The organism is Ligilactobacillus sp. JN-6 (Y).1 (assembly GCF_058111525.1).
In genome coordinates this window covers 2,349,143-2,362,648 of record NZ_CM176599.1, presented here as the reverse complement: position 1 = coordinate 2,362,648, position 13,506 = coordinate 2,349,143, and the positions used below count along the sequence as shown (strand labels likewise).

At 39.3% G+C, this 13,506-nt stretch carries 15 protein-coding genes; 12 read left to right on the top strand and 3 right to left on the bottom strand.

Annotation, left to right across the window (positions count from 1 at the left end; genetic code table 11):
- The first annotated feature begins 139 nt into the window (after positions 1 to 139).
- The 12 genes from AC3XNE_RS11130 to sufB all read left to right on the top strand — a co-directional run bounded on the left by AC3XNE_RS11130 (position 140) and on the right by sufB (position 10,578).
- Positions 140 to 376, top strand: a complete 237-nt coding sequence (locus AC3XNE_RS11130; RefSeq protein ID WP_489832139.1) for a DUF1146 family protein — start codon at positions 140 to 142, stop codon at positions 374 to 376.
- Positions 377 to 417: 41 nt separating this feature from the next.
- Complete coding sequence (gene murA / locus AC3XNE_RS11125; RefSeq protein WP_489832138.1) at positions 418 to 1,722, top strand: UDP-N-acetylglucosamine 1-carboxyvinyltransferase; 1,305 nt, start codon at positions 418 to 420, stop codon at positions 1,720 to 1,722.
- Between the two features lie 328 nt (positions 1,723 to 2,050).
- On the top strand, positions 2,051 to 3,043 hold the full coding sequence (locus tag AC3XNE_RS11120) for a rod shape-determining protein (RefSeq protein WP_489832137.1): 993 nt from the start codon (positions 2,051 to 2,053) through the stop codon (positions 3,041 to 3,043).
- A 16-nt stretch (positions 3,044 to 3,059) separates the two neighbouring features.
- Positions 3,060 to 3,365: a membrane protein insertion efficiency factor YidD gene (gene yidD, locus AC3XNE_RS11115; protein WP_489832136.1), complete on the top strand. Its 306-nt coding sequence runs from the start codon at positions 3,060 to 3,062 to the stop codon at positions 3,363 to 3,365.
- Entirely contained in the window at positions 3,343 to 3,561 is a 219-nt protein-coding gene (locus tag AC3XNE_RS11110; protein WP_489832135.1) for a DUF2969 family protein, read from the top strand. Before yidD ends, AC3XNE_RS11110 begins: the two co-directional genes overlap by 23 nt.
- 44 nt (positions 3,562 to 3,605) lie before the next feature.
- Positions 3,606 to 4,802 (top strand): FtsW/RodA/SpoVE family cell cycle protein, encoded by a 1,197-nt coding sequence (locus tag AC3XNE_RS11105; protein ID WP_489832134.1) that lies wholly within the window; start codon positions 3,606 to 3,608, stop codon positions 4,800 to 4,802.
- Positions 4,803 to 5,014: 212 nt separating this feature from the next.
- Complete coding sequence (locus AC3XNE_RS11100) at positions 5,015 to 5,371, top strand: arsenate reductase family protein (RefSeq protein ID WP_489832133.1); 357 nt, start codon at positions 5,015 to 5,017, stop codon at positions 5,369 to 5,371.
- Positions 5,372 to 5,454: 83 nt separating this feature from the next.
- A complete protein-coding gene (sufC, locus tag AC3XNE_RS11095) occupies positions 5,455 to 6,237 on the top strand; it encodes a Fe-S cluster assembly ATPase SufC (RefSeq protein WP_489832132.1) in 783 nt (260 codons plus the stop codon).
- A gap of 12 nt (positions 6,238 to 6,249) precedes the next feature.
- A complete protein-coding gene (gene sufD / locus AC3XNE_RS11090; RefSeq protein WP_489832131.1) occupies positions 6,250 to 7,533 on the top strand; it encodes a Fe-S cluster assembly protein SufD in 1,284 nt (427 codons plus the stop codon).
- Positions 7,514 to 8,752, top strand: coding sequence for a cysteine desulfurase (locus AC3XNE_RS11085; protein ID WP_489832130.1), 1,239 nt, complete (start codon positions 7,514 to 7,516; stop codon positions 8,750 to 8,752). Before sufD ends, AC3XNE_RS11085 begins: the two co-directional genes overlap by 20 nt.
- Positions 8,739 to 9,188, top strand: coding sequence for a Fe-S cluster assembly sulfur transfer protein SufU (sufU, locus tag AC3XNE_RS11080; RefSeq protein ID WP_489832129.1), 450 nt, complete (start codon positions 8,739 to 8,741; stop codon positions 9,186 to 9,188). The genes AC3XNE_RS11085 and sufU overlap by 14 nt, the downstream gene beginning before the upstream one ends.
- Entirely contained in the window at positions 9,178 to 10,578 is a 1,401-nt protein-coding gene (sufB, locus tag AC3XNE_RS11075; protein ID WP_489832128.1) for a Fe-S cluster assembly protein SufB, read from the top strand. The genes sufU and sufB overlap by 11 nt, the downstream gene beginning before the upstream one ends.
- Positions 10,579 to 10,673: 95 nt before the next feature.
- Here sufB and AC3XNE_RS11070 read toward each other — a convergent pair whose 3' ends face one another.
- From AC3XNE_RS11070 to AC3XNE_RS11060, 3 genes are all read right to left on the bottom strand, one after another.
- A complete protein-coding gene (locus AC3XNE_RS11070) occupies positions 10,674 to 11,831 on the bottom strand; it encodes a tyrosine-type recombinase/integrase (RefSeq protein ID WP_489832127.1) in 1,158 nt (385 codons plus the stop codon).
- A gap of 65 nt (positions 11,832 to 11,896) precedes the next feature.
- Positions 11,897 to 12,208, bottom strand: a complete 312-nt coding sequence (locus tag AC3XNE_RS11065; RefSeq protein WP_489832126.1) for a hypothetical protein — start codon at positions 12,206 to 12,208, stop codon at positions 11,897 to 11,899.
- Between the two features lie 74 nt (positions 12,209 to 12,282).
- Positions 12,283 to 13,488, bottom strand: coding sequence for an SAP domain-containing protein (locus tag AC3XNE_RS11060; protein ID WP_489832125.1), 1,206 nt, complete (start codon positions 13,486 to 13,488; stop codon positions 12,283 to 12,285).
- Positions 13,489 to 13,506: the final 18 nt, after the last annotated feature.

Here is a 13,506-nt window from a genome sequence, read left to right as displayed (position 1 = left end):
AATAAGGTCCGTGCTTTTTTGTGTTCCTTAAAAATAGCGGCAAATAATTAAAAAGATTATAAGGCCAGCCGTTGTCAGTTGATTAAAATTATTTATGTATGTTATGATGTCTTTCGGAACATTGATTTGAGGGGTTTTTATGAAGTGGATGGGTTTTCAAGCAATACTAACGATCATTAGTCATTTCGTTTTTATTAGCTTAGCATTTTCTGCGTTGCAGTCTTTAAGGTTAGATCACTACATTGTGCCAGAAAGGCAGGGTAAATATAAGCTGATTTTGGTATTAGTTTCTGTTGCCCTTGGTTTTTTGTGCAGTGAATTTTTCTTAAGCTTTATTGATAATGTCCGAAATCTCTCGTATTTATTTGGTAAATAATATTTTAATATACTCTGACTAAATTTGTGGAGGAATAAAAAGTGGAAAAAATTATTGTACGTGGTGGAGAAAGGTTACGCGGGACAGTTGGTATTGAAGGGGCAAAGAATGCTGTTTTGCCGATCTTAGCAGCAAGTATTTTGCCTGAAACAGGCAGAACGGAATTGACAAATGTTCCGATCTTATCTGATGTGTATACTATGAACAACGTTGTTCGTTTTTTAAATGTTCAAGTTGGCTTTAATGAAGAGGAAAAGTCGATCACTTTGGATGCGACTGGGAACCTTTCATATGAAGCACCATTTAAATATGTTTCAAAGATGCGAGCTTCGATTGTTGTTTTGGGTCCTTTGTTGGCGCGGCTGAAGCATGCTAAAGTTGCGATGCCTGGGGGCTGTGCGATCGGGACTCGTCCGATCGATCTACACTTAAAGGGTATGGAAGCATTAGGAGCTAATATTGAACAACATGATGGGTACATAGAAGCAACAACGGATGGTTTAGTTGGTGCTAATATCTATTTGGATTTCCCAAGTGTTGGAGCTACTCAAAATATCATGGTGGCTGCTACTTTGGCCAAAGGCACAACAGTGATCGACAACGTTGCTCGTGAACCTGAGATCGTGGATCTGGCTAATGTCTTGAACCAGATGGGTGCTAAGATCACAGGTGCTGGGACCGAATCGATCAAGATCGTTGGAGTATCTGCATTACATGGTGCAAAACATTCTATCATTCAAGATCGGATCGAAGCAGGAACCTTTATGGTTGCTGCTGCTTTGACACAGGGCAATGTTTTGATCAAGGATGCAATATCTGAGCATAACAAACCACTTATCTCTAAATTAGAAGAAATGGGAGTTAGTGTTACAGATGAAGAAGATGGAGTTCGTGTTATTGGTTCCGCAAAATTACAGCCAACGGCAGTTAAGACTTTACCACACCCTGGTTTTCCGACTGATCTTCAACCACAGATGACCATTTTGCAATTGCGTGCACATGGTACCAGCGTCATGTCAGAAACAGTTTTTGAAAATCGATTCATGCATTTAGAAGAGTTACGCCGGATGAATGCTAACTTTAAAATCGAGGGCGATTCGGCTGTCATGTATGGACCAAGTCATTTGACTGGTGCTGAAGTAGAGGCCACTGATCTTCGTGCTGCAGCTGCACTTGTGTTGGCAGGGTTAGTTGCTAAAAATATCACTCAGATCACTAACTTAAAGTATTTAGATCGTGGATATTATCAGTTCAGTGAAAAACTTGCTAATTTAGGTGCTTCTATCAAACGGGTCGATGATTTGACAGGCAACGCCATTGGTCTCAAGAAAAAAGCAGAAAACTGATTTATGATGTAATATGATCCTTGAAGGGACCACGAAAGTTTTATCAGAGTATCGATCACTTAAAAGTAGGATTTAATAAACGTTCAACTAGGTGTACTAGTGGGCGTTTTTTTAAATCAGAGAGTTATAGGTTTAGCGATTTGTAATTCACGTGCTAGTAAATGAGATAGTGGTTTAGTTAAACAGTATTCAGAAAAATTTAACAGACTTTACTATTTTGAAAACGTTGATATATCAGCAACTATGTACATCTTATTGGTAGTCTGATATAATGACGTAGATATGGTTTAAATTAGACTTATTTGTAGAAAATTAAAGGGGAACTACAATGGCAAAGGATATTGGTATTGATTTGGGGACAGCCAATGTTTTGATCAATGTTCAAGACAAGGGTATTGTGTTAGATGAACCTTCAGTAGTAGCAATTAATACAGATACTGACCGTTTATTGGCTGTCGGTTCAGAAGCATATAAAATGGTTGGACGGACACCGGGAAACATTCGTGCTGTGCGTCCACTTAAAGATGGCGTTATCGCAGATTTTGATATGACTGAGCAAATGCTTGCTTATTTCATAAAGAAATTAAACGTCAAAGGATTAATGTCTAAACCGGATGTTTTGATTTGTTGTCCGACCGGCACAACTGATATTGAGCGTAAGGCTATCCGTCAAGCAGCTGAAAAATCTGGGAGTGGTACAGTTCACGTAGATGTTGAACCTAAGGTTGCCGCGATCGGTGCCGGTTTAGAGATTTTTAAACCAGTAGGTAACATGGTAGTCGATATTGGTGGCGGAACGAGCGATATTGCTATTCTCTCACTTGGTGACATTGTTGCAAGCAGTTCACTGCGCGTTGCAGGCGATCGTCTCAATACAGACATAGTCAACTATATTAGAAAAGACTTTGGTTTGTTGATCGGGGAACATACTGCTGAACGAATTAAGATCGAGATCGGGACTGCTGTATTAGGTCATCGTAAAGAGGAGCTCCAAGTACGTGGTCGAGATGTTGTCAATGGTTTGCCTAAAGAGGTCACGTTAAACTCTGATCAGATCGAAGGTGCGATCCACGATACCTTGCAAAGCATCGTTATTGCTGCCAAGGATCTTTTAGGTCAGGTCCCACCAGAGTTAGCTGCTGACATTATCGATCACGGAGTCATGTTGACTGGTGGTGGAGCGCTGATCGATGGTTTAAGTCAGTTATTTTCTGATCAGTTAGGCGTACCTGTTCATGCTTCAGAAACTCCTTTGCAAGATGTTGCAAAAGGCACAGGTTTCCTGTTGGAAAATCCTGACAAAATAACCGATTTAAAATAATTAGCTGGTGATAGTTGTGAAAAACATTTTGATTTTTCCAATCAGGGTATATCAAAGGTTTATTTCTCCCTTATTTCCTCCGACTTGTAGATATTATCCAACATGTTCAAATTACGCGATCCAAGCGATAAGTAAGCACGGTTTTTTCTTAGGGTCACTAATGGCACTAACACGTATTTTGCGGTGCAACCCATTTGTGCATGGAGGATATGATCCAGTACCGGATAAATTTACTCTATTTCGTAACACTAACTGGAGTAATGAGGAAGATTCGATTGCAGCTAAATGGAGGAATGAAAATGAAGAAAGAAAAAAACATTGAAATAGTTGAAAAAGAAATGCGGGTAAATGGGGTACTTGTTTCCGAATTGACTTTTGGAAAAAGGTCTTTAGGTACTTTAAGACAAGATAAAAAGAGATATGTGGTAACTTTTCCCAACGGTGAAGAAACGCATATGTCTAGTAGGTCAGCTGGTATCGATGCTTTGATCCGTGAATTTCATCTACATCACAGTTAAAAAATAAATTTGATTTCTGAATAAAGGAGCGTTATTCGTTCACGATGAATACAAAATTGAGAAGAAGCGAGGATGAAGATTCACGGATCGACTGGGGAATAATTTTGTCAGTTTTGTTGTTGGCCGTGATCGGGATCGCCTCGATCTATGTTGCAGCAAGCAATGATACAAGTACGACGAGCATCGCCAGAACAATGATCTCGCAAGCAGTCTTTTATGTTTTAGGGATCTTACTTGTAGTATTCATAATGCAATTTGATGCCGAGCAATTGTGGAAGGTCGCACCGATCGTATATGGATTTGGTATTTTCCTTTTGATCATGGTCCTTTTTTTGTATAGCCGTTCCTATGCACAACTTACAGGTGCAAAAAGTTGGTTTTCGCTTGGGCCCATTACGTTTCAACCCTCAGAGGTCATGAAGCCGGCTTATATTATCATGTTGGGTCGGGTTGTTACTCAACATAACAGTGAGCACATAACTCACACGATCCGTAGTGACTGGCGCTTGATCGGTAAAATGGTTGCTTGGACTTTGCCAGTTGCTTTTTTGTTGGAATTACAGAATGACTTTGGGACGATGCTGGTTTTCTTTGCGATTTTTGGCGGTATTGTTTTACTGTCAGGGGTCTCTTGGAAGATCATTGTACCAACTTTCTTAGCGGTGGCTATTTTGGGCGGCTTTTTGATCTTCTTAGTGGTCTACGATCGAAGTTTACTTTTATCGATAGGTTTTAAAGATTATCAGTTTAAGCGGATCGACTCTTGGTTGAACCCTTCGGCTAACACATCTTCAAGTGCCTATCAATTATGGCAAAGCATGAAGGCGATCGGTTCCGGACAATTATTGGGTAAGGGTTTTAACGTCTCGAAAGTTTATGTACCAGTTCGAGAGTCAGACATGATCTTTTCTGTAATTGGCGAAAACTTTGGCTTTGTTGGTGCTTGTGTGCTGATTTTTATTTACTTACTATTGATCTTCCAAATGATCCAAGTCACATTTGATACAAAAAATGAGTTTTATGCCTATATTTCAACGGGTGTGATCATGATGATCATTTTCCATGTGTTTGAAAACATAGGCATGAGTATTGGTTTGCTGCCATTAACGGGTATTCCACTGCCATTTGTCAGTCAGGGTGGTTCCGCTCTGATCGGGAATATGATCGGTGTGGGCTTGATAATGTCGATGAGGTATCATTATAAGAGTTATATGTTTAGCAATAACGAAGAGTTTAGATAATCGTTTACAGCTATAACAAAGATCTAGATACGATCATCTTTAAAAATTGATTATGGAGCCGTTTAAAGTCGGAATGCTTTAAACGGCTTTTTTGGTGGTTTTAAGAATGATATTGGCAGAAGATAGGCTGCTAGTGACTTGTGTTTTTAATAGTTCTAATCCATACTGTTGTTAAAAGGATTATTAAATGATGACTTAAGGAGTTGACTGAAATGAAAATGTTTTACTGTTATTCTAAATGTTCGACCTGTAAAAAAGCTAAGAAATGGTTAGACGCACATGACGTTAAATATGATTCTCAAGATTTGGTCGTTCGACCACCGGCTAAAGAGGACTTGTTAAAATGGCTGAATAATTCTTCACAACCACTACGCTATTTCTTTAATACTAGTGGTCAACATTACCGCCAACAAAATTTAAAGGATAAACTGTCGGAGATGACAAACAGTCAGGCTGCTGAATTACTTTCATCCGATGGAAAGCTGATCAAACGCCCATTGATGGTTGAAGGAGATCAAGTAACCTGTGGGTTTAAAGAAGAAATTTATGAGGAAAAATGGCTGAATTAATTCTCTTCGTCTAATTGAAAACGATTCTCAATTGCATTAAAATGAATGAGAAGTACTTAACATGAATTCAAAGGAGAAACGATATGGCCACTTTAGAAGTAAAAGATTTACATGTTAAAGCAAGAGAAGAAAAAAAAGAGATTTTAACTGGCGTTAACTTAAAAATGAAAACTGGTGAGATCCATGCTATTATGGGGCCAAATGGAACAGGAAAATCGACTTTGTCTGAAACGATAATGGGAAATCCAAATTATGAGGTTTTGAAGGGTGACATTTTGATCAATGGGCAAAGTATCGTCAACTTGCCTGTGGATCAACGTGCACGTGCCGGCCTTTTCTTAGCGATGCAATATCCAGCAGAGATCCCTGGCATAACCAACGCTGAGTTTATTCGCGCCGCTATCAATTCTCGCAGAGCTGATGACGATCAAATGTCTATCCCAGAATTTCTGCAGAAATTGGATCATACTTTAAAAACGTTGGATATGACGGAAGAAATGTCCGAGCGTTATTTAAATGAAGGTTTTTCAGGCGGAGAAAAGAAACGCAACGAGATTTTACAGTTAATGATGATCGAGCCTAAATTCGCTATCTTGGATGAAATTGATTCTGGTTTGGATATCGACGCTTTGAAGGTTGTTTCACGTGGTGTAAACGAGATGCGCGGACCTGAATTTGGTTCCTTGATCATCACTCATTATCAACGGCTTTTAAACTATATTGATCCGGATTTCGTACATGTTATGATGGGTGGTAAAATCGTCAAGTCTGGTGATGCTCAGTTAGCAGTGAAATTAGAGGACGAAGGATATGCAGGATTAAGAGATGATTTAGGCTTAGATGTTAAGTTGGTCGATGAAGAATAGGGGGTGTGCTAAATGACAGTCGAAACAAAAACTGATCAGGAGATAAAAGAGTATGCCCAACAAACTGGTGAGCCGCCGTGGTTTACAACGATGCGGCTAGAAGCTCAACAAGAAATTGAAGACCTTGCCTTGCCGAATTTCCAAAAGATCAGTTACCGTTCTTGGCCGATCAACGTGACTCGCAAATTGGAATTAAATGAGCATACCTTGAGTTACGAAAGTTTGGCAACCGAGCAAGCTAATATTGTACAAGTTGGATCTCGACTAATAAAGGAAGATCTGCCGCAGGAATTTGTGGAAAAGGGAGTTATTGTTTGTGATTGGTTTACGGCGTTAAAAGAGCATCCCGACTTGGTACAAAAATATTTTATGACCGAAGCAACTAAGCCGACCGAAAATCGCTTAAATGCCGAACATGTGGCTCATTTGACCAGTGGCTTGTTGATTTACGTTCCTAAAAACGTCGTCTTAGAGCAACCGTTAACATCGTATTTCTTCCAAGACGCACGAACACCACAAGATTATGTTCACCATTTATTGCTGATTGCTGATCGCGGCAGTGAGTTTTCTTATTTGGAAAATACGGGGACTGTAGGCGATGAAGCATGCCCAGCTAATATTATTGAGGAAGTTATCGCCGAGTCCGATAGTCACATTAAATTCGCTAGTGTCGATCGGCTGGGTGAAAACACAACGGCTTATTTGAACCGGCGTGGTTATTTGAAACGGAATGCACGGATCGATTGGTCGATGGGTATGATGAATGACGGCAATATCGTGGGCGATTTCGATTCAGAATTAGTCGGTGAGGCTTCCCATGCAGAAGTTAAAGTCGTTGCTATTTCCACTGGAGACCAAGTGCAAGGGATCGATACGCGTGTAACTAACTACGGTCAGCATTCTTTAGGTAATATTTTACAGCACGGAGTCATTTTAGCACGATCGAGCTTGATCTTTAACGGGATCGGCCACATTATTCATGGCGCTCACGGGGCTGAAGCTCAACAGGAAAGTCGGGTCTTGATGCTTTCAACTAAAGCCCGCGGTGATGCTAATCCGATCTTGCTGATCGATGATAATGATGTTGTGGCTGGTCACGCGGCTAGCGTTGGACGTGTGGACGAACAAAAGATGTATTATCTGATGAGTAGAGGACTCGATAAGAAAACGGCTGAGCGATTAGTGATCAGAGGATTTTTAGGGCCTGTCTTGTCAGCCTTACCATCCAAAGCGGTTCGTAAAATTCTGGCAGATATGATCGAGAGGAAGTTAGTCAATGGACAAAAAGATGAATAGTTTGTTAAGTGACTTTCCGATCTTAAAAGAAATCGTCAATGACGAAAAGTTGGTTTATTTAGACAGCGCGGCTACTACTCAAAAGCCTAAACAGGTTTTGGAAGCAGTTAGGTATTATTATGAACATGATAATGCAAATGTCCATCGTGGGGTCCATACTTTGGCTGAACGAGCTACCGAACAGTACGAACAAGTTAGGGAAAAGGTCATCGATTTTATCCACGGTAATGACCCACACGAGGTAATTTATACTAAGGGGACAACTGAAGCATTGAATTGGGTCGCGTCTAGTTACGGTCCCACCCACGTACAGGCAGGAGACGAGATCGTTGTTTCATACATGGAACATCACAGCAATATTGTTCCTTGGCAGCAATTGGCGGCTAAGACAGGAGCACGGCTTAAGTATATCGGTTTAACAGACGAGGGGCAGCTTGATTTAGAAAATGCTCAACGAGTTATTACTGACAAAACAGCGATCGTTGCGTTGTGCCATGCTTCCAATGTACTTGGAGTCGTAAATCCTATCATGCAAGTTGCCAAATTAGCCCATCAGCATGGCGCGGTCATGGTGGTCGATGGTGCTCAGTCTGTGCCGCACATGAGCGTTGATGTTTCAGAGCTGGACGCTGATTTTTATGCTTTTTCCGGACATAAGATGTTAGGCCCAACCGGTGTCGGTGTTTTGTGGGGCAAAAAAGAACTGTTGGATCAGATGCCGCCATTAGAATTTGGGGGAGAGATGATCTCAAGTGTAGGCTTATATCATACTGACTTTAAAGAAACACCTTATAAATTTGAAGGTGGAACGCAAAATATTGCCGGTGTTGTTGGTTTAGGCGCTGCAATCGATTATTTGTCCGCGGTAGGCATGGATAATATCACAGCACAGGAAAAAGCATTGATAAAGTATGTTATGCCTAAACTTCAGTCTATACCGGGGATCGAGGTTTATGGACCAAGGGACCCAAGACTAAAAACTGGAGTAATTTCATTTAATTTGCGGGGCGTTCATCCCCACGACTTGGCTAGTGCGTTGGATATGGATGGAGTCGCTGTTCGGGCAGGTCATCATTGTGCCCAACCTTTAATGAGTTACCTGGGAGTCAGTGCGACCGCACGCGCTAGTTTTTACTTGTATAATACAAAGGAAGATGCAGATCAGTTTATCAATGCAATTTCAGAGGCAAAGGAGTTCTTTTCAAATGGCTCTTTCTAAATTGAGTAATTTATATCGACAGGTGATCATGGATCACGCTAAAAATCCGCATAATAATCATCAGTTGGAAGAAGCGGATCATGAACTAGAATTACGTAACCCGACTTGCGGGGACGTTTTAACGGTGCAATTAAAAATACAAGATGATAGGATTGTTGATGCAGCGTATACTGGAACTGGTTGTACGATTTCGCAGGCTTCAGCGTCAATGATGACAGATCAAGTCAAAGGTAAAACTACAGCAGAAGTCGAAAAGATGGTGTTGGGTTTTTCTGATATGGTCATGGGTAAGGAAGTTACAGACAAGACTGATCTGTTGGGTGAGGCTGCGTTTTTGCAAAGCGTGGAGCAATTCCCAGCGCGTATCAAGTGTGCGACTTTGGCTTGGAAAGCTGCGTATCAAGCGATAGAGGAGAGTGATAGCGATGACGAGTAGCGTACCGGATGTTGGCGGAGAGTACAAGTATGGCTTTAAAGATGACATCGAGCCAATTTATACGACTGGTGAAGGTTTGACCGAGAATATCGTTCGTGAGATCTCGGCGGCTAAAAACGAACCTCAATGGATGCTTGATTTTCGTCTCAAAGCATATGAGATCTATAAAAAATTACCGATGCCTAAGTTTGGTCCGGATCTTTCTGGTATCGATCTGGATAAAATCAATTATTTCAGACGGGATTCTGACAAGGTAGCACGTGATTGGGATGACGTTCCAGAAGATATCAAAAAAACCTTTGATCGACTGGGTGTTCCACAAGCTGAACGGGAATATTTGGCGGGTTCTTCGGCTCAGTACGAATCTGAAGTTGTTTACCATAATATGCAAAAGCAATTTGAAAAAACAGGGATAGTATTCATGGATACTGATTCAGCGGTCCAGCAATATCCCGATTTGGTCAAAGAATACTTTGGCAAATTAGTGTTACCGTCTGATAATAAGATGGCGGCCTTAAATTCAGCCGTTTGGTCCGGCGGAACATTTATCTACGTACCAAAGGGAGTTAAGGTCTCGACTCCGATCCAGAGTTATTTTCGGATCAATGCTGGAAACTCTGGCCAGTTTGAAAGAACTTTGATCATTGTGGACGAAGGAGCAAGTGTTAACTATGTTGAAGGCTGTACTGCACCTAATTATTCGCAGGATAGTTTGCATGCGGCAGTCGTTGAAGTTAATGTTTTGCCTAATGCTTATTGCCGCTATACAACGATTCAAAACTGGTCGGACAATGTCTATAGTTTGGAGACCAAACGAGCACAAGCAATGGAAAATTCTACCATGGAATGGGTCGACGGTAACTTAGGTTCTAAGGTCACCATGAAGTATCCCAGTGTATACCTAGATGGTCAAGGAGCACGGGGGACGATGTTGTCGATAGCGTTTGCAGGTAAAGACATTCGTTCTGATACCGGCGCACGAATGATCCATCATGCTAAAAACACTTCATCGTCGATAGTTTCGAAGTCTCTATGCAAAGATGGTGGCAGTGTGGACTATCGAGGTACAGTAAGGTTTGATCGTCATAGTGATGGCTCATTTGCCCATGTCGAGTGTGATACGATCATTATGGATGACAAGTCGACCAGTGATACGATCCCGTTCAATGAAATCTTGAATGGTAATGTGTCGATGGAACATGAAGCGAAAGTTTCAAAAATATCAGAGGAACAGTTGTATTATTTGATGAGTCGTGGGATCTCAGAGGAAAAAGCAACTGAAATGATCATTATGGGTTTTGTAGAACCTTTTACCAAGGAACTTCCGATGGAGTATGCCGTCGAGTTGAATCGTCTGATCAATTACCAAATGGAAGGGTCTGTGGGATAAATTTTATATATATGCTCTAAGCGTTGGTGTGTCAGTGCTTAGGGCTTTTTTATTTTGCGTAAAAATATCTTTGACCCCGAAATTGACCCCGTTTTTCAATTATCAGCGAAATCAGCAAACTTTAATGCAGTCTCTTTTTTCTTTTCTTTTACAACGTGGGTATAGATGTCAAGAGTTGTTTTTGAGTTTGAGTGTCCTAAACGTTCCTGTACTTCCTTGATCGTTGCTCCTGCTTCAAACAACAAGCTGGCATGAGTGTGTCTAAAACCATGGACAGTTATCTTTTTCTGTGGATGTTTTTTATAGATCCATTTCAACCAGTCATTAACACTGTTAGGGACTAACAATCGGTTGCTTTTTTCTTGAGTAAAAACGTACTGCTTTGCATTCATTACGTTTATCCCAATTTTTATGAATCTTTTCTGTTGATCTGCTCGCCAAGATTGCATAATGCTAACCGTCTTAGGATCTAAATCTAATACTCTATTAGAAGATTTGGTCTTTGGCTCCTGCACAATAACCTGTTTTAAACGTGCATCGTAATAGATTGTTTTACTTATTTTTACCGTATTATTTTTAAAATTAAAATCTTTCCATTGCAGGGCTAAAGCTTCGCTTTTTCTCACGCCTGTATAAGCAAGAAATCTAAAAAAGGCAATATACCGCAAATCGCCAATATCGTTTAGAGAATCAAAGAAGTGTTTTAATTCTTTCTTAGAGTAGAAGTTATTGCTGTTGTCTCGCTTAGGAAGTGGGCGTGGCAAGGTAACTTTTGCCATAGGGTTTTCATCAATGACTTCTAAGGATATCCCATACCGCAAAATCTGACTAACTGTGTTTTTAATATGTCGAGCTTCACGATAGTTCTTATACCAATAATTAACACACTTTTGGCAAAACAAAACATTGATTCTTTGAATATTGCTGCTGCCAAACTTAGGCTTGATATACCTTTCATATATCTGCCATGAATCAGTCGCAGTTGATTTTTTTACTGACAATTGATAATTCTCAAACCAAACTTCAAAGAGCTGCTGGAAAGTTCTAATGTCGCTCGTGTTGTCTGAGCCCCAACCTTGCTCTTCAAACTCAGTCTGTAATTTTCTAGCAGCTGACTTCGCAGATTTGATTGAGGTGAACCCACGTCGTGTTGTAGTTATTTGTTTGTTGGTTATCGGGTCCGTTCCTAAATATATCTTGAATTTATAAAGCTGCTTGCCTTTTTTGTTTTTGTATTTTTGAATTGATGCCATGTTTTTCCTCCTTAGTCGTTAGCCATTGCTAGGGTAGTTGTATCACCGCCTTTCAGTTTGGAGTTTTATTCAAACTCCATTTCGATAACTGATTCTTCTAACTCATCTAGTACATTGTTTTTAGCAATGAAGTCGATCCAAGGCCGTTTCGGATCGAACTCGTTCTTTTTGACTTGTGACTTAATTTTGTTGTGGACGTTTTCCATAAAAGTATTGATCATGCCATCAACTGCATGACCAATCTTTACTTCATCCCAACGTTTCTTTTTAGGGCGGCCGTTATTCTTGCTAGTTTGATATTCAAGAGCTTTTTCGCTAAAAATTTCGATGGTCCGGCTGTTATTGTTGATGTATTCTTCTAATTCTTTTTTATTCATGATTATTTCTCCTTTGTAAATAGAATATATGTTCTTTTTGGCTTTAATTAAAACCCGCAGAAAGCGGGCTACTTTTAAATAAAAAACATTTTTTTGGGGATTTTATTGTTTATAAACTCAATTCTTTTTTGATGATAATTCGTTGGATCTAATGCTATTGCTTCAGTAATTATTTTAGTTAAGACTGTCGTATTTTTGATTAAAAAATTAGGGATTTTTCCTTTATAATCAGAGATGAAATTATTAACTATGTTAAAAATTTCTTCTTTTTCAATAGGACAACCTTGAAAATATTTTATGACTGTATTTTGCAAATCAGCAGAGTCCCATTCTTGAGGTACTTCAAACGATGGACCTATACCAGTTACCGGTGAAAAACTAAAATAATTTAAAACAGATGAATAAATAAAATGTTTTATGGCACGTTTATCATCTAATTTATCTAAGCAATCAGCAATCTCACTTTCGAATATAAATAAAAATCTGTATGGATATTCTGCTCCACCAGTGTTAACTATTGAATCAATTCTGTTTTTACAAATTTTAATCTTTATTTTCTCATAAGGAGGCTGGCTTTCCGCATAAGGAACATAATCAATAGGTCTTAAAAAACCATTTTGCTTTTTTGCCCAAGGAAAGATGCCGTATTTGTCAAGAATCTCTTTACCCTCATCTGAAACAACATAGGTTTTGGGTATCTCAAAATTAATACTTTCTGTATAATTATTTTTGATAATACGATCAATAAGCTCTTCTTTTTTCCCACTTACTTTTGCATTATTTTCTCGCAAAATATCTTTTAATTGTGTGGCCTTCAATGAATTAAGACCACTAGAAATAGGCCCATTTTTTATTAGTCCTTTTTCAATCAGCTCGTAAGTCGCTTTAAGTGGATTAATGCTATAAAATGAAACGATTGAGCTGGGAATTTTAGCATTTTGTTTTGAACCATTGAGCCAGTCTAGCAAAATTATTTCACCATAATATAATCCGCAATTTAATTTAGGGCCTTTATTATTATCGTCGCTCATTATTGTTTCTTTATGTTCAAATTTTGTATATGTTTTTTGATCTGGAAGTTCGCTTTTATATTCGTTTGTGTTGTTCAAAACTTGCTCATCATTCTTGTCAACATCAGTATTGTTATTTTTTGCAGAAATAAAATATCTTATAAGATAATACAAACCTATAAGACTAATTATTCCAATAAATATAGGCCAATAAGTAATTGCCAGTGTAGCTATTATAACTATGCCCAAACAACCCCAAAAATAATTCACATAAAACGCCCCTTTTTT

Excerpts from the sequence above, each read along its gene's own strand:
- AC3XNE_RS11110 (WP_489832135.1), top strand. The coding sequence starts at position 3,343 with ATGAAGAAAGAAAAAAACATTGAAATAGTTGAAAAAGAAATGCGGGTA.
- sufB (WP_489832128.1), top strand. The coding sequence starts at position 9,178 with ATGACGAGTAGCGTACCGGATGTTGGCGGAGAGTACAAGTATGGCTTT.
- sufC (WP_489832132.1), top strand. The coding sequence starts at position 5,455 with ATGGCCACTTTAGAAGTAAAAGATTTACATGTTAAAGCAAGAGAAGAA.
- AC3XNE_RS11065 (WP_489832126.1), bottom strand. The coding sequence starts at position 12,208 with ATGAATAAAAAAGAATTAGAAGAATACATCAACAATAACAGCCGGACC.
- AC3XNE_RS11100 (WP_489832133.1), top strand. The coding sequence starts at position 5,015 with ATGAAAATGTTTTACTGTTATTCTAAATGTTCGACCTGTAAAAAAGCT.
- AC3XNE_RS11085 (WP_489832130.1), top strand. The coding sequence starts at position 7,514 with ATGGACAAAAAGATGAATAGTTTGTTAAGTGACTTTCCGATCTTAAAA.
- sufD (WP_489832131.1), top strand. The coding sequence starts at position 6,250 with ATGACAGTCGAAACAAAAACTGATCAGGAGATAAAAGAGTATGCCCAA.
- AC3XNE_RS11130 (WP_489832139.1), top strand. The coding sequence starts at position 140 with ATGAAGTGGATGGGTTTTCAAGCAATACTAACGATCATTAGTCATTTC.
- AC3XNE_RS11070 (WP_489832127.1), bottom strand. The coding sequence starts at position 11,831 with ATGGCATCAATTCAAAAATACAAAAACAAAAAAGGCAAGCAGCTTTAT.
- sufU (WP_489832129.1), top strand. The coding sequence starts at position 8,739 with ATGGCTCTTTCTAAATTGAGTAATTTATATCGACAGGTGATCATGGAT.
- AC3XNE_RS11120 (WP_489832137.1), top strand. The coding sequence starts at position 2,051 with ATGGCAAAGGATATTGGTATTGATTTGGGGACAGCCAATGTTTTGATC.
- AC3XNE_RS11105 (WP_489832134.1), top strand. The coding sequence starts at position 3,606 with ATGAATACAAAATTGAGAAGAAGCGAGGATGAAGATTCACGGATCGAC.